Here is a 22386-nt window from a genome sequence, read left to right on the forward strand (position 1 = left end):
TGGAATAATTTTATTTACGCCATTTATGAACTAATCTTATAGTCAAACTCAAAATCTCAACACCTCATGAAAAAACGAACGGTCACCCTTATTGTGGGCCTCTTCACTGCCCTCATCATATTTTTTATTACCAAAGTTAATCGAGGCTCTTCAGTAGAAACGGAAGTGCTGACTCAGGTCAAAGTCGGTTTATTCAGATCAGAAGTAACTGCCAGCGGAGAACTCTATGCCAAGAACAGTGTGGATATTATGGGCCCGGATGGTATGCGCCAGGCCAATATCTGGGAAACTACTATCAGTCATATTATCGATGAAGGTACAGTAGTCAACAAAGGCGACTATGTGGCCAGACTTGATCAGTCAGAACTCGGTCAAAAGATTCAGCAGGCCAACAGTGATTTTACTATCAGTTCATCTCAGTACAAGGAAGCCAAACTGGATACGGCTATGGAACTGCGCAAGGCCAGGGATGAAATGGACAATATGCTTTTCGAGATGGAGAAGCAGAAACTGGTATTAGATAACTCTCAGTATGAGCCTCCTGCCACGGTAAAAGAGAAACGCATGGAACTGGATCGTGCTCAGAAAAGATACGATCAGACCAAAGAGAATTATAAACTGCAGTTAGAGAAGGCTAAAGCCAAGGTGGAGGCCTCGGAAGCCGAGATGCTCGAGGACAAAAGAAGACTGGAGTTTCTACAGGAGATTTCAGATCAGTTTGTCATCACCGCACCTGAATCTGGCATGCTCATTTACAGAAGAGACTGGAGAGGCAATAAGATAGCTCAGGGAGGACGTGTAGCAGCCTGGGAACCAGTAGTGGCTACTTTGCCAGACTTGACGAATATGATTTCTAAAACCTATATCAATGAGGTAGATATTAATACGGTGTCGACCGGGCAAATTGTTGAATTGGGTTTAGATGCATTTCCAGATAAGAAACTGACAGGTACCGTGACCAGTGTGGCAAATATGGGCCAGCAAAGACCTAACTCAGACTCAAAGGTATTTGAAGTAGTGGTTGAGATTAATGAGTCAGACACTACCTTAAGACCGGGCATGTCGACCAGCAACAGGATTGTGGCCAGAGTCATTGAAGAAGCTATGTTTGTTCCCGTTGAGGCGGTCCATAGCCAGGGTGATTCAATTGCATTTGTTCTCCTTAAAGATGGTATGACTATCGTAAAACAGGAGGTTGAACTGGGTATCTCTAACTCTGATCAGGTAATTATCAAAGCCGGTTTGGAAGAGGGGCAAAGCGTATATTTATCTGATCCTTCTGGAATTGATGATAAGAGCTTAAAGCGCCTGGATGGCAAGAAGTCATTAGCCCAAAATAAGCAGTAATGGTTAAGAAGATTCTGGCGAATATGGCCATTGCCACCGAGGCAGTGTTTGCCAATCGTGTGCGCTCTTTACTGACGGCATTGGGGATTATTTTTGGTGTGGCTGCGGTGATTGCCATGCTGGCCATTGGTGCAGGAGCACAGCAAGAGATTCTGGAGCAGATTAAATTAGTGGGTGTCAATAATATTGTTATCACTCCGGTTATTGAACAGTCTGAAGGTGACCTTGGCGGAGGAGAGGGATCCGTACAGGTTCAGGAGGAGAAGAACCTGTCAATTGGACTGAATTTTCTGGATGTCGAAAGTATTAAAACCATTATTCCCGGCATTGAGGTGATAAGTCCGGAGGTGATTATCGAGACTTCAGTTTCCAGAAATGCATTTCACAGAAGCTCCAAACTGGTGGGGGTAGAAAATTCCTATTTCGAGATTGCGGGATTCAATTTGTCTCAGGGCAAATACTTTAATCAGGAGCACTTCGACCTGGGTAAACCTGTCTGTATCATAGGAAAGTCTATTGCTGCCAGGTTCTTTAACGGTGAAGAGCCCCTGGGAAAATATATCAAAGTGGGTAAGCACTGGCTTAAAGTGATTGGGGTATTAGAAGAGAGGTTGATTTCTGATAAGAGCATTTCCAATCTGGGCATCAGAGATTATAACATGGATGTCTATACGCCCTTAAGTACCGCTTTGCTGCGCTATGAGAACAGAGCGATGGTTTCTAATGCGGCTATTCAGGAAGCGATCAGAAATGAGAATACGGGCGGAGGAGAAGGGAAAGCGAAGAACTACCATCAACTGGATCGCTTAGTGATCAAGGTGTCTGATTCAGAAAAGATGAATGCCATGGCGGAGGTCATCTCCAAGCTGTTGAAGCGAAAGCACAGCCAGGTGGTTGACTATGAAATCACGATTCCCGAATTGTTATTGAAGCAACAACAAAGGACCAGAAGTATATTCAACTATGTACTGGGAGGTATCGCTGGTATTTCTCTATTAGTCGGTGGTATTGGAATCATGAATATCATGTTGGCTTCTGTATTGGAGCGGATTAAGGAAATTGGATTAAGGCTGGCCATTGGGGCCACCAAAAAGGATATTATCTATCAGTTTCTACTGGAGTCGGTCATGATCAGTTTTAGCGGAGGAATGATCGGTATCATTCTGGGCCTGTCCATTGCTTTCGGAATTAGCCAACTGGCTGATATACCTACTTTGGTTCACTTCTCGTCTATCGGTCTGTCTTTTGGTGTCGCGGTGACAGTAGGAATTATCTTCGGTATTACTCCGGCCAAGAGAGCGGCTAGTCAGGATCCGATTACCAGTCTCCGGTACGAGTAATTTTCATTGATCTCTTTTGGTATGCATTTTGCCTTTTATACACCGGTTAAAAAAGGAGGAAATGATGAGAAGATTAGCGAGTATTTTGATCGTAATGGTGCTAGTGGGAGGTGCTGTAAATGCACAACAAGCATCGGCTGAGAAGAGCAAAAAGGAACTGAGAAAGGAACGCAAGGAGCTGAGAAAAAGGCAACTTCAGATCTCTCAGGACAGTATTAAGCAAGCTATTGAGGAACATGACTTTACCCTCAGAGCAAATACAGTTAAGAGCAGAAGAGGGCAAACTCTTCCAGTCGATAACCTGATTAACTTTGTGCAAATTGAAGGAGATGAGATAGCCGTTCAGTTTGGTGATATTTTGGCTGTAGGTCATAACGGAGTAGGAGGGATTACCTATCAGGGAAAAATTCAAGACCTGAAGTTTATTGAAAATGAAGATGGGAAGGGTTTTTCAGTTAATGTGATTTTTAACTCTCCCGGTACAATCCATGCAGCTTCTGTAAGATTGGATGTGAATGGTGAGAATGTGAAAGCTCAGTTTACAGATGGCCCCAGAAGGGCTACTTTGATAGGCTCATTTGAGCGGGCTTCAGAATCGTTGGTATTTGTATCACCAAATCGAAGTGATAGAATATTATTCTGGTAAAAGGGGATAACAAAAAAGGCCTGAAGTTTTCTTCAGGCCTTTTTTATGAATTAGCTTATTTCTTATTCTGTTTCAGTAATGGTGTCTTCCACCTCATCTACTTGTATTTCCTGAGCAGGAGTAGTTTCTACATGTCTGTCTTCACCATGACCGCCTGTTCCGTACATCTCACCCAAGATTGGAGCAATCACCAATCCAACCAAACAAGTAAGTTTAATAAGGATGTTCATAGATGGACCGGAAGTATCTTTAAATGGATCACCAACGGTATCTCCGGTTACTGCTGCTTTGTGTGCATCAGAACCTTTGTAAGTCATTTCTCCATCGATCTCCACGCCAGCTTCGAAAGATTTTTTAGCATTATCCCAGGCACCACCAGCGTTGTTCTGGAAGATTGCCCAAAGTACACCTGATACGGCTACACCTGCCATGTAAGATCCTAATGCTTCAGGACCCATCGCAAAACCGATGATGATAGGGAAGAGGATAGTAATAGCTCCAGGCAACATCATTTCTCTGATGGCTGCTTTAGTAGAAATTTCTACACACTTACCATATTCAGGTTTTCCGGTTCCTTCCATAATTCCAGGAATTTCCTTGAACTGTCTTCTTACCTCTTTCACCATTTCCATGGCTGCCTTACCTACTGACTGCATGGCTAGTGCCGAGAAGATGACCGGTACCATACCACCTATGAAAAGAGCGGCCAATACATCGGCTTTAAAGATGTTAATTCCATCGATGCCTGTGAAGGTTACATAGGCAGCAAAAAGGGCAAGAGCAGTCAGGGCAGCAGATGCAATGGCAAATCCTTTACCAATAGCAGCTGTAGTGTTACCCACTGAATCCAGGATATCGGTTTTAGTTCTTACTTCTTCAGGAAGTTCACTCATTTCAGCAATACCTCCAGCGTTATCAGCGATAGGACCGAAAGCATCAATTGCCAACTGCATAGCAGTTGTAGCCATCATAGCCGAGGCTGCAATACCTACTCCGTAGAATCCTGCCAGTTCGTAAGCACCCCAAATAGCACCAGCGAAAAGGATAATTGGACCGAAAGTAGATTTCATACCTGTTGCCAGACCAGCGATAATGTTGGTGGCAGCACCGGTAGAAGAGTTTTGAATGATTGACATCACAGGCTTCTTACCAAGTCCGGTGTAGAATTCAGTCATGTAAGAGATAAGACCTCCTACAACCAAACCAACAACCACAGCACCAAATACTCTGACAGAAGTGATTTCTACCAAGCCTTCTCCAAATAGAGACATTTGCATGGTGCCTGGAAGAAGCATGTCAATGATGAACCAACAAGCAATGGCTGTCAGAAGAATTGAACCCCAGTTTCCTTTATTTAAAGCTGCTTGAACTTCAGCTTCTTTTGCATTTTCATTTGAAATCTTGATGACCATAGTACCCAGGATTGAGAACACAATTCCCAGACCGGCAATCACCAATGGTAGTAGGATAGGACCAATTCCATTGAAACCATATTCAGTGATGTCTCCACCCATGTCTCTGATTACATAGTTACCCAGTACCATTGAAGCCAATACAGTAGCCACATATGAACCGAAAAGGTCAGCGCCCATACCGGCCACGTCACCTACGTTATCACCTACGTTATCAGCGATAGTAGCAGGGTTTCTCGGATCATCTTCTGGAATACCAGCTTCTACCTTACCTACAAGGTCAGCGCCTACATCGGCTGCTTTGGTGTAAATACCACCACCAACTCTTGCAAAAAGGGCAATTGACTCAGCACCTAATGAGAAACCAGCAAGGGCTTCCAGTACTACAGTCATGTCTTGAGTGCTTGTCCACTCGCCACCCATAAAGAATTGGAAAAGCAGGATGAACAATACGCTCAGCCCGAAAACGGCCAAACCTGCAACACCAAGGCCCATTACGGTACCTCCGGTGAATGAAACTTTTAATGCTTTAGCCAGACTGGTTCTTGCAGCCTGAGTGGTTCTTACGTTGGCAGCGGTAGCGATACGCATACCAATGTTACCAGCCCATCCTGAGAAGAATGCTCCAATAACGAAAGCAACAACGATTAACCAGTGTGTAGTGTCAACTACTTGTGAGATGATACCCAGTAGAACACCAGCGATAACTACGAAAATGGCCAATACTCTGTATTCAGCACTTAAAAAAGCAAGAGCTCCTTCTCTGATGTGTTGAGCAAGATCTTGCATTTTCTGATCACCGGCATCTTGATTGTTAACCCATTTCGCTTTGACGATCATTACTAACAATCCGATCAAACCCAAGACGGGTACTGCATAAATTAGATAAGACATAATTAGGTCCTTAGTTTTTAAGACGTGCAAAGATAAAAGATGAACCTAGAAAATGAAAAACAACCTGTATTTATATACAGGCTGTTGATGGTCGGTTTAATTGTCTGAAATAAAGGTATTTAGGTTCTGATATTGGCTCTGGAGCACCTTGCTTTATCTGATATTGGTCAGGCCGAGCGCAGTGGCTCCTAATATTTCAAAGGATTCCTTCTCCTGTATGTATATGATAAGGCTACTGTTTGACTGTGATTTTAATGAAGAGAGTGATAGTCTGATACTTGCAGCAGACTGGGCAGACTCAGTCCTGAAAGTTCTGACCACGTTGTCATGCTTTAACAATCGTCCTCTGTTTTCTCCACGAGTGACCTGATCTGATAAGTCTCTTTCTACCAGTGCAAAATTGATCAGGAAATTCTTGCCACTAAGACTAGAGTTATAGGTGAAGCTTATCTCTTCATTCTCGACAGTGGCTTTCGTAATTTCAAGACTTGCCTTGGAATTTTGTTTCAATGCTTTTCTAATAACAGATTCAGCCTGCGACTTTCTTGAGCCAACGAATTCTGTCCGACCATTAACAATCATTTGTGGGGTGTATACACCAGCCGCTCCTTGCTTGTCGGCATAGGTATATTGTCTTTCACTGTAGGCTTTGGCACTATAGGGGTCTTTCCACCCTAAGCGATTCCAGTAATCGACATGAAACGAAAGTCCATAGATAGGCTGCCCATTGCTTTGGGCTTCATCAATAATTTCACTGAGTACCTCATCAGCCGGGGGACAACTTGAGCAACCCTGGGACGTGAAAAGCTCGATAACGGCAACTGACTCACTTTGGATAGTACTGCGAGTTGTTACAGCCTCAGTATAAAGATTGAGTGTTAATACTGAACCCAGAGATACAATAAGAATGACTAAGTACTTCATGCCTATACCAACGAAAGGGTGAGAGGCATGATGTCTTACCGCGTCTTTGGTATGACAATTTCAGAATATCTAGGGCTTCAAGCCGCCTACTCCGCCATCAACTCCAATCACTTGTCCCGTAACCCAACTGCTTTTGGTGTCGAGTAAAAAAGCTGCCATCTGGGCCAGGTCTTCTGGTTTTCCATATCTGCCGATGGGGTGTCTCTTGTTGGAAGCATCTTTTCTGTCATCAGTGCCCAAAAGCTTTTCAGCCAATGGTGTGTCAGTCAATGAAGGAGCTAAGATATTTACCCTGATGCCGTGCATACTCCATTCTGCTGCAAGAGATTTGCCCAGTCCTTCTACCGCTGCTTTAGCTGAAGCAATAGAAGAATGGAAGTTCATTCCCAATTTAGAGGCTACGGTGCTGAATAGTACCACGGAGCCATCTTCGGATTTTTTCAGGCTTTTGAATGAGGCCTGAAGTACTTTGATTGCTCCAAGTACATTGACTTCCCAGTCATATTTAAAATCATCAGCGCTCAGTCTATTGAATGGTTTTAGGTTAATGGTACCGGGACAATAGACCAAACCATCTAACTGTTCCGGAATGAAGGAGAAGTCAGGGTTTTCTTCAGTCACATCAAGCTGATGATGAGTTATTCCAGCTATCTGTGGATTGGTTCTTGAAGCTGAAATTACCTGATGCCCTGATTGTACCAGCTGTTCTGCTAATTTTTTACCGATGCCTGAACTGGCACCTACTACAAGAACTGTTTTACTCATGTCTATTTTTTAGTATTGATATAACCCAGAAACTCTCTTCGGGTAGCTTCTTCTTTAAACTTTCCATGAAATTGAGCAGTAACGGTGCTGCTGTTCACATCTTTGACCCCCCTGGAGGACACACATAGATGTTCTGCATCAATGACAACAGCCACATCTTCGGTGCCGAGTATCTCCTTCATCTCATTAGCGATTTGAACGGTGAGTCTTTCCTGAACCTGAGGCCTTTTGGCATAGTATTCTACAATTCGGTTGATTTTACTCAAACCAATCACCTGGCCATTAGATATGTATGCAACGTGCGCTTTCCCGATAATCGGTACAAAATGGTGCTCGCAGTTAGAGTAAAAGGTAATGTCCTTCTCTACCAGCATTTCATTGTACTTGTACTTGTTATCGAAGAGAGCGATTTTGGGCTTATTGGCTGGATTCAGACCACTGAAGATTTCCTTGATATACATTTTAGCCACTCTACGGGGAGTGCCGGACAGGCTATCGTCATTAAGGTCAAGGCCCATGATTTCCATAATCTCCCTGAACTTGTCTTCAATGAGTTCCATTTTCAACTCATCATCCATAGCGAAAGCGTCTTCTTTCAACGGTGTATCATATGAAGTACCGATGTGCTCATCGCCAATTTCTTCAATGGTTATACCATTAGGCCGGGTATTCAACAAAGTTTCGTTCTGTCTCATATAATGTCACTTTCAGATCGAGATTGGAGTCGATCTTGTCTCTTAAAATGTTGTAAATCACCACCGCAATATTTTCTGCAGTAGGGTTTAGGTTTTTAAATTCCTCAACATCAAGGTTGAGGTTCCTATGGTCGAATTTGCTGGTAACATGTTCCTTAATAATGTCACTGAGCAATTTCATGTCATAGACGTAGCCGGTTTCAGGATCTGGTTCTCCAGTTAGTTTAACCACCAGCTCATAATTATGTCCATGGTAATATTCATTGTTGCACTTACCGAAAATCTCCTGATTCTTTTCTTTAGACCATCCGGGATTATGCAACCTATGAGCAGCATTGAAGTGCTCTTTTCTATAAACCGCTACTTTCATTAATGATTTTTAAGTCTGAGTAAGAAGTTTGCTTACTACTTTTTCTTTCAGTTTACCCAACATTAGGTTGTTCAATTTTGTTCAGGCATTGGTGAAAATAAATTCAACAAAAGTTTAAAGGGGAGTAAATTGAATACATCCGATGTCCTGGTAATCGGTTCCGGGTTGGGCGCACTAAGCTCGGCTGTCTTACTTTCAAATAAAGGATTGAAAGTTCGGGTTGTCGAACAAAACTGGCAGCCGGGAGGCTGTACGTCTTCTTATTGGAGGAAAGGTTATGTCTTTGAGGCAGGAGCTACCACATTGGTGGGACTTGGTGAAGGTATGCCTTTACAATCTATACTTGACCAGACAGGTATAAGTTTAGCTGCACGCAAGCTGGACTTACCCATGCAGGTTCATCTGAAAAATGGGTTGACATTAAGCCGATTTGAAAATAGAGAGGAGTGGATTGCTGAAGCAGAAAGAGGCTTCGGAAAAAAGGGGCAAAGAGCGTTTTGGCAGAAATGTTTTGAGGTGAGTGATTTTGTTTGGAAGAACTCTCTGAAGCAACTGTCATTCCCCCCAACTCAATTGAAAGATCTTTTAACAACTGTAGGAAGTTTGTCGTTTGATCAGCTTAAGAATTTTCCAAATGCTTTTCTTACAGTTGAAGATGTGCTCAGGAAGTATGGATTGAATGAAGATGAAACTTTCACTGAGTTTGTTGATGAACAATTGCTGATAACCGCACAGAATCATAGGAGCGAAGTCAACTTTCTTTTTGGTGCAGCTGCGCTTTGCTATACTAACCTTCCCAATTACTATATAGATGGTGGGTTGCTGAACCTGGCTAAGGCTTTTACGGATTATATAGAAGCAAATGGTGGTGAAGTTATATACAGGGAGAAGGTAGAAAGTATAAATCAAGATAAAGGTGCATATCGGGTAAGAACGTCCAAACGAGAATATCAGGCCGAGTTCCTGGTCTCAGGTATACCTATTAATAATACCCTGGAGCTATTTGATCACCCCAGAGTCCAAAAGCTCAAGTCAAAACTGCTCAATTCAGAAAAGCTCAATAGTGCTTTTCAGATGGGGGTTGGTTTTGAGCGGCACAGGAAGTTCGAATCCATACATCATCAGATACATCTTGAAACTCCATTACCGGAAACCAATTCTGCATCCATATTTATCAGCCTGAACCATCCAGAAGATCTATCAAGAACCGATGAGCCCGGACATGCGGTCATGTCAATCAGTACACACCTGCCTGATCCTGGCTCTAACATAGTCGACAGCGGTTTGATGGAGAAGGCAATTATCGATGAATTAGTCAGAAGGGATTTTGTGCGGGAAGATCATATCAGGTTTATTCATTCCTCCTCTCCCAAATCATGGATGAAGTGGACTGCAAGGAAATGGGGCTTTGTAGGAGGTTACCCGCAATTCAGGAAAATCAAGCCCTGGCAAATGCTCGATGCTCGGTTGGATGGACATAAAGCCTATCAGGTGGGGGACACGGTATATCCTGGTCAGGGAATACCAGGAGTTACCCTTTCAGGGTTGATCGCAGTAGAAAAGTTGTGTAAAGACTGGCGAATTTGAGCTTTCAGACTCAATTCTGACATCAAAAAATCGAATTGTGACAATTCGTGACATTCGTTTACCCCTCCATGACAAACCCGCCTGAACTTCCTCGTTCATTTGAATAAGAAATCGCTGAGAGGTCAAAACCAGCGAGGACTTATGAAGAAAAATCAAAACTCAAAAAAAGCAACAAGATGAAAACTCAAATCTCAAAATTAATGGCAGCCATCCTTTTGATGGTTTGCGGAATGACAGCTCAGGCTAACGGTAATGAAAGGGAAATTTCGTTGAAAACCGAAAACTCAAAAACAGTAGTGCTCGAAATGAAGCACATCAAATCTGGTACCGATATCAGCATCTGGAATGAGGAAGGTAAGCTACTGTATCAGGACGAAGTTCGTGGCAATAGTTATGCAAGACTCTTCAATTTGAATCAATTAGAAAAGGGTGAGTTAACGCTGGAAATTGAAAATGAAGAGAGCCTTGAAGTAATGCAGATCAATGTATCTGAGGAGGCTGCTGTTCTGAAAAAGAATGATCAGCAAGTTTATGCCAAGCCTGTAGTAAAATTGGCTGGAGATCAATTGAAAGTGTACTTCGGTGAGGGTCACAAATGTGCTGAGATGAAAATCACAGATCAGTTCAGTGACACAGTTTTCGAAGAGAACATCTCAAAAGATGAGCAAGGGTTGAAGAGATACGATGTGTCTAAACTATCCGAGGGTAAATATAATATTCAGTTTACTGCAGACGGCAGAAGCTTTTATCATACAATCATTATTAAGTAATAAGTGCAATCTTACTTAATTGGAGAAATGGCCCCGGCTCGAAAGAGTCGGGGTTTTTTTGTGGCTGACGTTTTCAGGGACTAAAAAGTTGCACTGTGTTGATCATGGGACACTTGTGTACGTTTTTGTACAATCTATAATGTTAATGGCTGTTAATGAAATACATAACTAACAGATATTCAGTTGTTTAATATTTATGGCATACCAATTGGCTATTGTATGGCACGAATGCTTTGGTCGGCATTCAAAAAAAGACTGCAAAGGCAGTATTACTCAAAATATAAACAACAAAAGGTCATGAACTCAATAGTATTAAACAACTGGAATACCATCAGAAGACGTCTCATTCTGGCGCTCGGAATAATGGTCGCAATTGGAACAACGGTTTTCGCCAATGATATAGATGAGGCGAAATTAACAAAGGAAGAAGCGCACGAACTGGTGGGCTTAATTAAAGAAGAACTTAGTGTGGAAGCTTATTGTCCTGAGTTAGTCTTCAATGAAGAAGGCTTGATGGAAGAAGTAGAACCATTGTCTATCATTAAAATTTATGATGCCAATGATGTGCTGCTGTTGGAAGCTCCAATTACCAAACTTCGCCAGTACAAGAACAAGCATTTGAGAAAACTTCTGAATGCAAGTGATTATCTCACTGAGTATGGTAACACAAAATATTACAGACTAGACATTTGATTATAGGTCAAAAATGGAGGAAAAAGGGGTAGCTAATGGCTGCCCTTTTTTATTATAGAAAAAGCACCCACTTGCCGGCAGGTGCTTTCGTGTTTGGTTGAAAGTAAAAAAAGCGAAACCTAAACAGATTTCGCTTTTGTTCTGAGCGTTTTGAGCACTTCAGATGTTTAGGTTATTCAATGATAAATAACTTTTCTGAAGCTCACAATATGATCGAATTTGCCTGAACTTATTATGGAGTCGTTTTAACTGTCTGTTTCTGAACTTTGGTTGTGAACGACAAAAAATAGTATGTACAAATTCTAAATTTTTTTAGCAGTGCTCTTCAAAGACATCTGCCAGGTGGTTACCGATAACCTCGGCAGATCTACCTTCAATGTGATGTCTTTCTACAAAGTGTACAAGCTCCCCATTCTTGAAGAGGGCAACAGAAGGAGAAGAAGGAGGGTATGGCATATGATACTCTCTTACTTTAGCAGTGGCTTCAATATCTCCTCCTGCAAAAACAGTCATAAGGTTATCAGGACCCTTATCAGCCAGTTTCAGGGCCATCTTAACTCCAGGTCTTGCCGTGCCAGCTGCACAACCACATACTGAGTTGATTACTATCAGTGACGTACCTTTATGATCTTTCAGGTGTTCATCTACAGCTTCTGCTGTTTTCAGTTCTGTGAAACCTGCATCAGTGAGTTCCTGTCTGAATGGAACAAGTAAATGCTCTGGATACATATTTTCTAAGTTTATGTTTTAAGTTCTAATGTTTTTGATTCAGTTAAAGTATCAAGTCTTCACCAGGCCTACTTAAAAGTTTAACCAGGAATGAATCTTACATGAAGCCTAATTCCAGTTTGGCTTCTTCAGACATCATTTCCATAGAGAAAGGTGGGTCGAAAGTCAATTCCAGCTCCACCTCATTAACTCCTTCGATTCCTTTTACCTTTTCCTTTACCTCATCGGGTAATACTTCGGCAGCAGGGCAAGAAGGAGAGGTTAAAGTCATCAGTATATAGACATTGTTAACAGGGTACACATTGATCTCATAGATCAAACCCAACTCATAAACATCTACAGGAATTTCAGGATCGTAGACAGTCTTTATTGCTGCAACAACCTCATCTCTTAATCCTTCTTTTACGGTTTCTGACATCTTGTTAATTCTTAATTGCCAATTTTAATTATTCTCTGCCTTTGCTGAGAAGGCAAGTCCGTAGATTTTCATCTGCTTGATCATAGCGCCAAGGCCATTAGACCTTTGGGTGCCAATAAACCTGTTGAGTCCTACTTTATCGATAAAGTAGAGATCTGAATCTATAATTTCCTGAGGGCTTCTGCCTGAAAATATACGGACCAAGATACTGACAAGGCCTTTAGTTATGGCTGTGTTACTGTCAGCTTTAAATTGAATCTTATCTCCCTTGAGTTCTGCATCCAGCCAAACTTTCGATTGGCACCCTTTGACTATGTTGTCTTCTGTCTTCCTGGACTCGTCCAATGGATCAAGCTGATCTCCCAGCTCCATAACATAGCCAATAGTCATTTCCATGTCTCCATCTAACATAGAGAACTCTTCGATTATCTCGTCCTGAACTTCCTGAATGGTCTGGCTCATGGTTTGAACTTCTTTATAACATCCTTTAATGCTGCAATAAATGTATCTATTTCAGCTTTGGTGTTGTAAACAGAGAACGAGGCTCTTATTGTTCCTTCTATGCAGAATCTGTCCATTAATGGTTGCGTGCAATGGTGTCCTGTTCTCACAGCTACTCCTTTAGCATCCATCCACATACCTAAATCGAAGTGATGAATGTCTTCAACCGTAAATGAAACCACACTTACTTTCTCTTGTGCTTCGCCCACTATTTTGAGTCCCTCTATTTCCTTGAGTGCTTTGGTAGCATAGGAGAGAAGCTCTGCTTCATGGGCTGCAATATTTTCTTTACCCAGTTCATTGATAAAGTCGATGGCAGCCTTAAAAGCTACAACATCTGCAATGTTTGGAGTACCTGCTTCAAACTTGTAAGGTATATCATTGAAACTGGTGCCATCAAAAGATACTTCCTTAATCATTTCACCACCTCCCTGATAGGGGGGCATTTTTTCAAGAAGATCTCTTTTCCCATATAGTATTCCGACTCCGGTCGGGCCATACATTTTATGGGCAGATAAGGCATAAAAATCTGCATTGAGTGCCTGAACATCAATAATCAGATGTGACGATGCCTGCGCTCCGTCAATTAGCACTTTAGCACCTGCGGCATGCGCCATTTCAATGATCTCCCTTACCGGATTGATAGTTCCCAGTGAATTAGATGCATGATTAACGGCTACCATTTTAGTTTGATCAGAGAGCAGGTTGCTAAAGGCTGGGATATCAAGATCGCCATTTTCCAGTACAGGAATGGCTTTCACCTTCGCGCCTTTTTCTTCTGCGATCAACTGCCAGGGAACTATGTTAGAATGGTGTTCCAGTCCCGATACAATGATTTCGTCTCCTTCATTAAGGAATTTTCTACCCCATGAAGAAGCCACCAGGTTGATCGACTCTGTAGTGCCTTTGGTGAAGATAATTTCCTCTGCTTCATTGGCATTAATAAAAGCCTGAACGGCTTTACGGGTATCTTCAAATGCAGTGGTTGACCTTTCGGCCAAAGTATGAATACCTCTGTGGATGTTGGCATTGTCAGCTTCATAGTGATGCTTCAATGCATTGATTACACTGAGGGGTTTTTGATTGGTAGCTGCATTATCGAAGTAAACCAGAGGCTTCCCATTCACCTGTTGATGAAGTATAGGAAACTGCGCTCTGATTGCTTCAATATCTATTGAGTTTGATACTACTGAAGTATCTGACATATTACTTTTCTAATCTGGCGGTGATGATGGCCTCAACATAGGCCTGAACAGGCTCCAGTTCGAGGTTTTCTATGACATCGCTGGCGAAGGCATGCAAGAGCATGGCCATAGCGCTGTCTTTTTTAATTCCGCGAGCCATTAGGTAGAATAAAGCATCTTTGTCTAATTGCCCGGTAGTACAACCGTGAGAACACTTCACGTCATCGGCCCATATTTCGAGCTGAGGTTTGGTGTTAACGGTGGCATTGTCAGTTAATAGAATATTCTTGTTCGACTGGAACGCATTGGTTTTTTGTGCATCCTGTCTCACAAATATTTTTCCATTGAATACGCCTCTTGATTGATCATCCATAATGCCTTTATACAATTCATTGGAATAGGCATTGGGCTTGGTATGGTCTACTGTAGTGTGATTATCCACATGGGTTTTTCCATTAAGCAGATAGAGTCCGTTCATGTAGGCTTCACATCCTTCGGCTTCCAGTTTGATATCGAGGTTGTTTCTAACCATTGCTCCATCTAATGCAACTGTATTAGCTGTGAACTTGCTGTCCTTACCCTGAGTCACATGCACATTAGAGATGTGGTAGGAGGTAGGTGTATCGTTTTCAATTTTATAATACTTGGCATTGGCTCCGGCAGCCACACTGATCTCATTCACCACATTACTAAAACCAGGCTCGGCCTGAAGTGTATCTACTTTTTCTAGAATAGTGACTTGTGCATTTTGCCCGATATCTATCAGGTTTTTTGTATGCACATCACTCGACCTGGTATTGATACACTGAATGTATATCGGCTTTTGAATAACTGCGTTGGCCTTTACTTCTATCACAGCTCCTTCACTGGCAAGGACTGAGTTCATGGCTACGAAAGCATCTTCTGTACTCTTAGAAAGCTTATCAAAATGTTTTTCGGCCAGGTCATTGCCCTGCTCAATTGCCTCAGAAAGTGTAGAGAATGAAACACCGTCTTCTTTGATCTCATCTGAGAATTCGGCAACGAATTTCCCATTGATGAAGGTCAGAAAATAGGCATCCAAACCACTGATTCTTAACTGAGCTACTTGCTCTTGTGTTGGCATATTGCCTTCAGCTTCTAAAGCAAAGTTTATATGTTTTTCCAGAGCCTTGGTCAGGTTGGTGAACTTATATTCTTCGGCTTTAGGGTGAGGAAGACCATTCTCTCTCAGGTGATTCAGGGCTTTCTGCCTTACATCTGCAATAGCTGCATTGCTTGTAAGTTGCTGCTTAGAAGCTTCGAACCTTTCAGAGAGTTGATCGATGATCGATTGTCCTGCGAATTTCTTCATATTAAACCGCTGCTTCTGCTTCTTCCTTAATCCAGTCGTATCCTTTTTCTTCAAGTTCCAGGGCTAATTCCTTGGTTCCTGATTTTACGATACGGCCTTTGTAGAGTACATGTACATAATCTGGAACGATATACTCCAGAAGTCTTTGATAGTGAGTAACTACTATGGTAGCGTTATCTTTAGATTTTAAGGCATTCACTCCATTAGAGACAATTCTTAATGCATCAATGTCGAGGCCCGAATCTGTTTCATCTAGGATAGAGAGTTTTGGCTCGAGCATTGCCATCTGAAAAATCTCATTTCTTTTCTTTTCACCACCTGAGAAGCCTTCATTAAGCGATCTGCTCAATAGAGACTGGTCAATATCTACCAGTTTCATCTTTTCTTTCATCAGTTTTAAGAAAGAAACGGCATCCAATGGCTTTTCACCTTTGTGTTCTCTCACCTGATTGATGGCGGTTTTCATGAAGTTAGTAGTACTAACCCCAGGGATTTCTACCGGGTATTGGAATGCGAGAAAAACGCCTTCTCTTGCTCTTTCGTCAGCATCAAGTTCTAAGAGGTCTTTTCCATCAAAGGTTACTTCTCCTCCGGTCACCTCATAGTCTTCTCTTCCTGCTAACACGGAGGCCAAAGTACTTTTACCTGAACCATTAGGGCCCATGATGGCATGTACTTCACCTGCTTTCACCTCAAGGTTAATTCCTCTAAGGATTTCCTTATCCTCAATTCTCGCTTGTAAATTCTTTATTGATAACATTACTGTCTTATTCTCTTGTCAATTTAAACTTTGGGAGCTGGATTTAGCCGACTGATCCTTCCAGGGTCAGGGCCAACAATTTCTGCGCTTCTACCGCAAACTCCATTGGTAATTTATTCAGCACCTCCTTGGCATAGCCATTAACGATCAGGGCTACGGCAGACTCTTCATCAATACCTCTTTGTTGGCAATAGAAAATCTGATCTTCACCAATTTTGGATGTTGTAGCCTCATGTTCTACCTGCGCAGAACTATTGTCTATGTCTATGTAAGGGAAGGTGTGCGCACCGCACTGATCACCCATCAACAGTGAATCACACTGAGAGAAGTTTCTGGCGTTGGTGGCTCTTTTCATTACCTGAACCTGACCACGGTAGCTGTTTTGAGAATGGCCTGCAGAGATACCTTTAGATACGATTCTGGATTTGGTGTTTTTACCAATGTGAATCATTTTGGTACCAGTGTCAGCTTGCTGATAGTTATTGGTTACTGCCACAGAGTAGAACTCTCCCTGTGAATTATCTCCTTTTAAGATACATGAAGGATATTTCCAGGTAACAGCTGAGCCTGTTTCAACCTGTGTCCATGAGATTTTAGAATTATCTCCTTCGCAAATACCTCTTTTTGTAACGAAGTTGTAAATACCTCCTTTACCATTCTTATCTCCCGGGTACCAGTTTTGAACGGTTGAATATTTTACTTCTGCATCTTTGGCGGCTTTGATTTCTACCACTGCGGCATGCAATTGGTTTTCATCTCTCATAGGAGCAGTACAACCTTCAAGGTAGCTTACGTAAGAGCCCTCTTCTGCAACAATCAAAGTTCTCTCGAACTGGCCGGTATTGGCAGCATTGATACGGAAGTAGGTTGAAAGCTCCATTGGACATCTGACACCTTTTGGAATGTAGCAGAAAGAACCGTCTGAAAATACAGCTGAGTTAAGGGCTGCAAAGTAGTTATCTCCCTGAGGAACAACTGAACCGAGATGTTTTTTAATCAGTTCAGGATGCTCCTGAACAGCTTCTGAAAAAGAGCAGAAAATAATACCTAACTCAGACAGAGTTTCTTTAAAGGTAGTAGCTACTGAAACAGAGTCAATTACAGCATCGACTGCCACGCCCGTTAATCTCTTTTGCTCGGTTAGAGATATACCTAACCTTTCGAAGGTAGCCAGTAATTCCGGATCTACTTCATCAAGCGATTTAGGCTTCTTTTTCTGCTTAGGAGCAGAGTAGTATTTGATGTCCTGATAGTCCACCGGAGGGTACTTGACATTGGGCCAGGTAGGCTCCTCCATTTTCTGCCAAAGTCTGAATGCCTTCAGTCGCCATTCAAGCAGCCATTGAGGCTCTTCTTTCTTGGCAGAAATAAAGTGAATAATATCTTCATTCAATCCTTTGGGAGCCTCATCAGCCTCAAGGTCTACGGTCCATCCGAACTCGTACTCTTTGGAGGTAAACTCTTCCAGGATTTGGTTATCGTCACTCATACAATCTTATTTAGACTGGTTATAAACACAAAGTTACAACCTATTGAGCGAAGTAATGGTTTCCCTTTAAAGAAATTTGCCAATACTTTATAGATGTGCTCAATAGCTGACTAATTCTAATCACTTAACTCAATACTACGGCTGAGTGTTTCTTCGAGAATGACAAAGGTTTCTGTGCGCTCTATACCATCTACTTTCTGAATCTTGTCATGAAGAATGTCTTTCAGATGGTCAGTGCTTTTAGCATATATTCTTACGAACATACTGTAGTTACCGGTAGTGTAATGGATAGAGGTTATCTCTTTAATCTTTTTCAGTTGATTGGCTACCTTATCGTAAAGTGAACTCTTGGAGAGAAAGACCCCGAGAAAACTGCTGACAGTATAACCCAGCTTGTTCAGGTTCAGGTCTAGTGAGGCTCCTTTGACAATCCCCATTTTTTCAAGCTTACTCATTCGAACATGAACAGTGCCACTTGAAACAAAGGCCGCTTTGGCAATTTCAGTGTAAGGCTTTTTCGCATTGTGCTGTAAAAGTGAAAGGATTTTCAGGTCTACATTGTCGATTTCGTAATGATCGGGCATATTTGGAGCTTCTGATTATTGAATCGTCAAATATATAATCTATTAATTAATTAATCTGTAAATATTAAAGCTAATTGTTATTGATATTTTAATGATTGGGTTGTTTGATATACATTTGAAACATATTCAAACGGAATAGTAGTAACAACATACTGTAGGGTGACGAAACAGGCAGCCGTGCCCTCCTTTCTCGGGGGTGGAGGTTCTTAGATAAAGCCATTCGGCCTAATTACTCCGTGGAGGTTCGAATCCTTCTCCTACAGCTTTCTAAATACCAGATGTTAAACAGAAGTATGTTAGAACTAAGAAATGAGATGCTTGATTGAAGGCTTTGAGTCTAGAAGTTCTGCGTGTAGCAGACAGGCATCTTTACACTGTAGGGTGACGAAACAGGCAGCCGTGCCCTCCTTTCTCGGGGGTGGAGATCTTAGATAAAGCCATTCGGCCTAATTGCTCCGTGGAGGTTCGAATCCTTCTCCTACAGCATTAATAAATTAGAGAATTCTCCAGATTCGAACGGTTCGAAATCGTAGCGAAGCGGAGATTCACGAGGGGAAGAGCGCGTGCCAGTGCGTACGAGTAATCCTTCTCCTACAGCCATTTGGAACTCCGATTCCAAAAGGAAAACTTCATACAATTAAGGTTAGTAGTATATTCTATAAAGTTTTGTTTGAAATTGACTAGAAAGCCCTCCATTCGGGGGGGCTTCTTTTTTGCCATAGAAATTATTCCCGTTTTCCAATTCGCAGGAAAAGCTAACTTAGCATCATGCAGAAACTTCAAGCTTCATTTTTAGCAGTTACACTTTTTTCAATTTTTGTTTTAACGGGCTGCGGTGGTCAGGAAGAAAAGACCCAAATGGTCAAGCTCTCAGGTAAACTGGTGAATTGGGGTAATGCTTCGGAAATCATTAATGCACAGAGTCTTGAAGCAGATTTTGGATTAGGTAATGATGTGCTCATTGAAACCAATGCTCAGAATGAGTTTGAACTTTCCTTTCAATTGGAAGAACCCACTTATTACTCTCTTGGCAGGAATAAACTCTACCTTAGTCCTGGCGATGAACTCTACATGGAGGTAGACTACAAAGATCCTGAAGCAGGAGTGTTTGAGGGTAGTCATGCCAATTTACAGAGCTATTTAGGAGGAGTAGCATTTCCGAAGAGTGGGTCTTATTTGAGAGGTGGCTCCCAGTTAAAGAGCTCTGATATCAGCGAAACTGTAGCGCTGGCAGCCAGCAAAACAGAGGAGAGACGAGCCAAGCTGGAAAGTCTGGAAAATGCACCTGCTGAATTCATGAAACTTGAGTCTATGCGGCTGAAACTAGATCAATTGAATACCATTCTGTCTATGCCGGTTTATGGTTCTTTTAAAGACTACTGGGCTTATACTGAGGAAAAGAAAGTTGAAGTACTGGCGGCTGCAAAAGATGAACTCAATCAACTGAGCGGTGGACTCATGCAAGACGAATACATGAAGCATCCAAACTTCAGAGATATGCTTCATGATCTGGTGAATGCTGAATTGAAGAAGGCGGGTATTTTCTCCAGTCTTAATTTTACCCCATTCATGAGCGAATATGATGAAATGGGAGCCTTTGTCACTCAGTTGGAATTGAATGGCCTGACTGATGATATGCAAGCCCTGGCAGATGAGTTCCTTGCCGCAGATCATGCACAGGCTTATAAAACTATGGTTAATCAAAAGTTAGATGAGTACAAGGCCCTGTTGCCCGGTCAGCCGGCTTTCGATGTTCTGTTTGAAACTGCACTGGGAGCGGAGAAGCCCCTTTCTGAATTTAAGGGACAATTGATCTATGTAGATCTTTGGGCTACCTGGTGCGGACCATGTATTGCTGAACTTCCCGCTTTTGAGAAACTGAAAGAAGACTACAAAGACAAGCCTATACATTTTGTGCCGGTATCAATAGATACAGACCTGGATGCCTGGCAACGATATCTCGAGAAGAACGATTTGCCAAAGGACCACGAATATGTAATCAATCGATTAGATCTCTCTGATTACAAAGTAATTACCATTCCGAGGTACCTGCTCATTGATCGGGATTTCAAGATAATTTCTGTTTTTGCACCGGTTCCTTCCAACCCTGAGACCAGAGCATTGATTGATCAATATTTGGCTCAGGGAGCAGAATAACCAATAATTCCCTTTAGCTGAAATCGTTTGCCATTGCATTTCTCTTATATTTGGCTTTAGCCAAAATCTAAGACCAATGAGTGAACGCATTTGGGTAAAAAAGTATCCTGAAGGAATCCCTGCTGAAATTTCTGATAACAGACCTGCAAATCTGATTAAGCTTTTCGAAGACTGCTTTAAGAAATATGGTAGTCGAGAAGCCTTTGAAAATATGGGTAAGGTAATTACCTACCATGAGGTAGATCAGATGTCTGACTTCTTCGCGGCCTATTTACAGAACAAGATAGGAATGAAGAAGGGGGATCGTATTGCTATCCAGATGCCCAATTGTTTGCAATATCCCGTTGTTATGTTCGGTGCACTCAAGGCAGGCTGTATTGTAGTCAATACCAATCCATTGTATACACACCGTGAAATGGAGCATCAGTATGAAGATGCTGAGGTAAAGGCCGTGGTTATCGTAGCGAACTTTGCCCATAGCCTGGAAGAGGCCATGAAGAAGGTAAAGGTTCAGCATGTGATTGTTACGGAGCTGGGAGATATGCTGGGAGGCTTCAAAGGTACATTGGTCAACTTTGTGGTAAAGCACATCAAGAAGATGGTTCCATCTTATAACATTCCCGGTGCTGTCAAATTTAAGACTGTCATGAAGGAAGGTGCCCGAATGAAGTACACGAAAGTGGATATGGATGGAGAGGATACTGCCTTTCTTCAGTATACCGGAGGTACTACAGGAGTATCCAAGGGGGCTACACTATCGCATAACAATGTTGTGGCACATACACTGATTACACGTGAATGGTTCAGGCCTTTGCTTAAACCTGATCAGGTTGATATCATGATCACTGCCATTCCTTTGTATCATATTTTCGCGTTGAATGTGAATTGCACCCTGATGATGTACACCGGAGCTAAAAACGTGTTGATTACCAACCCACGTGATATGCCCGGCTTTATCAAGGAGTTAAAGAAACATCCGTTCACGCTCTTCACGGGAGTAAATACACTTTTTAACGGTCTTTTGAATCAGCCCAATATTAAAGAGATAGACTGGAGTCATCTGAAAGGTGCAATTGGTGGAGGTATGGCGGTTCAGGACTTTGTGGCCCGTAAATGGAAAGAGGTAACCGGAGCTCCATTGGTAGAGGGTTATGGACTGAGTGAAACTTCACCCGTAGTGAGCTGTAATCCACTCGATGGTACGCATAAAATGGGTACCATTGGTTTGCCAGTACCTTCGACCTTATTGGCGATTTTCGATGAGGAAGGGAACGAATTGCCTCAGGGTGAGATAGGAGAGATTTGTATCAATGGACCTCAGGTAATGAGTGGCTATTGGAATAAGGATAATTCAGATGTATTCTTCCCCGGAGGCTGGTTTAGAACAGGAGATATTGGCCAGATGGATGAAGAGGGTTTCTTCAAAATCGTTGACCGAAAGAAAGATATGATCAACGTTTCCGGCTTCAATGTTTACCCTAATGAGGTAGAAAACGTGATTGCAGATCATCCAAAGGTGCTTGAAGTAGCTGTGATTGGAGTGCCCGACCCACATTCCACAGAATGTGTAAAGGCCTTTATTGTAAAGTCTGATCCCAGCCTGACGGTAGAGGAATTAGATCAGTTCTGTCATGAAGAATTAACCGGTTACAAACGTCCCAAGCATTTTGAGTTTGTCGATGAGCTACCTAAGTCTAATGTAGGTAAGATTATCCGAAGAAAGTTGAAAGAAATGGAGGAGAGTAAAGCCAATTGATTTGGCGATTCATCCTCGGAAAAATTAGATAA

Annotated in this window: 21 protein-coding genes; 8 read left to right on the top strand and 13 right to left on the bottom strand. The window is 42.2% G+C overall.

All coding sequences use genetic code 11. From position 1 onward, the window contains the following. Positions 1-66 precede the first annotated feature (66 nt). From ACOOEY_RS16935 to ACOOEY_RS16945, 3 genes are all read left to right on the top strand, one after another. Positions 67-1347: an efflux RND transporter periplasmic adaptor subunit gene (locus ACOOEY_RS16935; RefSeq protein ID WP_420385909.1), complete on the top strand. Its 1281-nt coding sequence runs from the start codon at positions 67-69 to the stop codon at positions 1345-1347. Next, positions 1347-2687, top strand: a complete 1341-nt coding sequence (locus ACOOEY_RS16940; RefSeq protein WP_420385910.1) for an ABC transporter permease — start codon at positions 1347-1349, stop codon at positions 2685-2687. The genes ACOOEY_RS16935 and ACOOEY_RS16940 overlap by 1 nt, the downstream gene beginning before the upstream one ends. A 61-nt stretch (positions 2688-2748) precedes the next feature. Continuing rightward, positions 2749-3333 carry a DUF4251 domain-containing protein gene (locus ACOOEY_RS16945; RefSeq protein ID WP_420385911.1) on the top strand — a complete coding sequence of 195 codons (585 nt, stop codon included), beginning with the start codon at positions 2749-2751 and terminating at the stop codon, positions 3331-3333. Positions 3334-3395: 62 nt separating this feature from the next. On the opposite strand, the gene ACOOEY_RS16950 is transcribed toward ACOOEY_RS16945, so the two are convergent. The 5 genes from ACOOEY_RS16950 to ACOOEY_RS16970 all read right to left on the bottom strand — a co-directional run bounded on the left by ACOOEY_RS16950 (position 3396) and on the right by ACOOEY_RS16970 (position 8393). Further along, positions 3396-5639 carry a sodium-translocating pyrophosphatase gene (locus tag ACOOEY_RS16950; protein WP_420385912.1) on the bottom strand — a complete coding sequence of 748 codons (2244 nt, stop codon included), beginning with the start codon at positions 5637-5639 and terminating at the stop codon, positions 3396-3398. A gap of 153 nt (positions 5640-5792) precedes the next feature. Next, the gene (locus ACOOEY_RS16955; RefSeq protein WP_420385913.1) at positions 5793-6563 is read right to left on the bottom strand and encodes a DUF1223 domain-containing protein; all 771 of its coding nucleotides are present in this window, start codon (positions 6561-6563) and stop codon (positions 5793-5795) included. A 69-nt stretch (positions 6564-6632) separates the two neighbouring features. Beyond that, complete coding sequence (locus ACOOEY_RS16960; RefSeq protein ID WP_420385914.1) at positions 6633-7328, bottom strand: SDR family NAD(P)-dependent oxidoreductase; 696 nt, start codon at positions 7326-7328, stop codon at positions 6633-6635. A 2-nt stretch (positions 7329-7330) separates the two neighbouring features. After that, complete coding sequence (gene folE / locus ACOOEY_RS16965; protein ID WP_420385915.1) at positions 7331-8023, bottom strand: GTP cyclohydrolase I FolE; 693 nt, start codon at positions 8021-8023, stop codon at positions 7331-7333. Beyond that, on the bottom strand, positions 7986-8393 hold the full coding sequence (locus ACOOEY_RS16970; RefSeq protein WP_420385916.1) for a 6-pyruvoyl trahydropterin synthase family protein: 408 nt from the start codon (positions 8391-8393) through the stop codon (positions 7986-7988). The genes folE and ACOOEY_RS16970 overlap by 38 nt, the downstream gene beginning before the upstream one ends. Positions 8394-8522: 129 nt before the next feature. Between ACOOEY_RS16970 and ACOOEY_RS16975 the strand changes: the two genes are divergently transcribed. The 3 genes from ACOOEY_RS16975 to ACOOEY_RS16985 all read left to right on the top strand — a co-directional run bounded on the left by ACOOEY_RS16975 (position 8523) and on the right by ACOOEY_RS16985 (position 11443). Continuing rightward, positions 8523-9980, top strand: coding sequence for a phytoene desaturase family protein (locus ACOOEY_RS16975; RefSeq protein WP_420385917.1), 1458 nt, complete (start codon positions 8523-8525; stop codon positions 9978-9980). 200 nt (positions 9981-10180) lie between these two features. Beyond that, the gene (locus ACOOEY_RS16980) at positions 10181-10750 is read left to right on the top strand and encodes a hypothetical protein (RefSeq protein ID WP_420385918.1); all 570 of its coding nucleotides are present in this window, start codon (positions 10181-10183) and stop codon (positions 10748-10750) included. Between the two features lie 297 nt (positions 10751-11047). Further along, positions 11048-11443, top strand: a complete 396-nt coding sequence (locus ACOOEY_RS16985) for a hypothetical protein (RefSeq protein WP_420385919.1) — start codon at positions 11048-11050, stop codon at positions 11441-11443. 312 nt (positions 11444-11755) lie between these two features. Here ACOOEY_RS16985 and ACOOEY_RS16990 read toward each other — a convergent pair whose 3' ends face one another. The 8 genes from ACOOEY_RS16990 to ACOOEY_RS17025 all read right to left on the bottom strand — a co-directional run bounded on the left by ACOOEY_RS16990 (position 11756) and on the right by ACOOEY_RS17025 (position 18441). Then, entirely contained in the window at positions 11756-12172 is a 417-nt protein-coding gene (locus ACOOEY_RS16990) for a BrxA/BrxB family bacilliredoxin (RefSeq protein ID WP_420385920.1), read from the bottom strand. 97 nt (positions 12173-12269) lie between these two features. Continuing rightward, positions 12270-12590, bottom strand: a complete 321-nt coding sequence (locus ACOOEY_RS16995; protein ID WP_420385921.1) for an SUF system Fe-S cluster assembly protein — start codon at positions 12588-12590, stop codon at positions 12270-12272. Between the two features lie 24 nt (positions 12591-12614). Further along, complete coding sequence (locus ACOOEY_RS17000) at positions 12615-13052, bottom strand: SufE family protein (protein WP_420385922.1); 438 nt, start codon at positions 13050-13052, stop codon at positions 12615-12617. Then, positions 13049-14296, bottom strand: coding sequence for an aminotransferase class V-fold PLP-dependent enzyme (locus tag ACOOEY_RS17005; RefSeq protein ID WP_420385923.1), 1248 nt, complete (start codon positions 14294-14296; stop codon positions 13049-13051). The genes ACOOEY_RS17000 and ACOOEY_RS17005 overlap by 4 nt, the downstream gene beginning before the upstream one ends. A 1-nt stretch (position 14297) precedes the next feature. Beyond that, positions 14298-15608, bottom strand: coding sequence for a Fe-S cluster assembly protein SufD (gene sufD / locus ACOOEY_RS17010; RefSeq protein WP_420385924.1), 1311 nt, complete (start codon positions 15606-15608; stop codon positions 14298-14300). Position 15609: 1 nt separating this feature from the next. Continuing rightward, positions 15610-16368, bottom strand: coding sequence for a Fe-S cluster assembly ATPase SufC (sufC, locus tag ACOOEY_RS17015; protein WP_420385925.1), 759 nt, complete (start codon positions 16366-16368; stop codon positions 15610-15612). Positions 16369-16411: 43 nt separating this feature from the next. Next, entirely contained in the window at positions 16412-17857 is a 1446-nt protein-coding gene (gene sufB, locus ACOOEY_RS17020; RefSeq protein ID WP_420385926.1) for a Fe-S cluster assembly protein SufB, read from the bottom strand. A gap of 116 nt (positions 17858-17973) precedes the next feature. After that, positions 17974-18441, bottom strand: coding sequence for an Lrp/AsnC ligand binding domain-containing protein (locus ACOOEY_RS17025; protein WP_420385927.1), 468 nt, complete (start codon positions 18439-18441; stop codon positions 17974-17976). 768 nt (positions 18442-19209) lie between these two features. Between ACOOEY_RS17025 and ACOOEY_RS17030 the strand changes: the two genes are divergently transcribed. After that, positions 19210-20598, top strand: coding sequence for a TlpA family protein disulfide reductase (locus tag ACOOEY_RS17030; protein WP_420385928.1), 1389 nt, complete (start codon positions 19210-19212; stop codon positions 20596-20598). 76 nt (positions 20599-20674) lie between these two features. Further along, positions 20675-22354 carry an AMP-binding protein gene (locus ACOOEY_RS17035; RefSeq protein ID WP_420385929.1) on the top strand — a complete coding sequence of 560 codons (1680 nt, stop codon included), beginning with the start codon at positions 20675-20677 and terminating at the stop codon, positions 22352-22354. Positions 22355-22386 lie beyond the last annotated feature (32 nt).

It is taken from the genome of Roseivirga sp., assembly GCF_965216855.1.
Taxonomy (GTDB): Bacteria; Bacteroidota; Bacteroidia; order Cytophagales; family Cyclobacteriaceae; genus Roseivirga.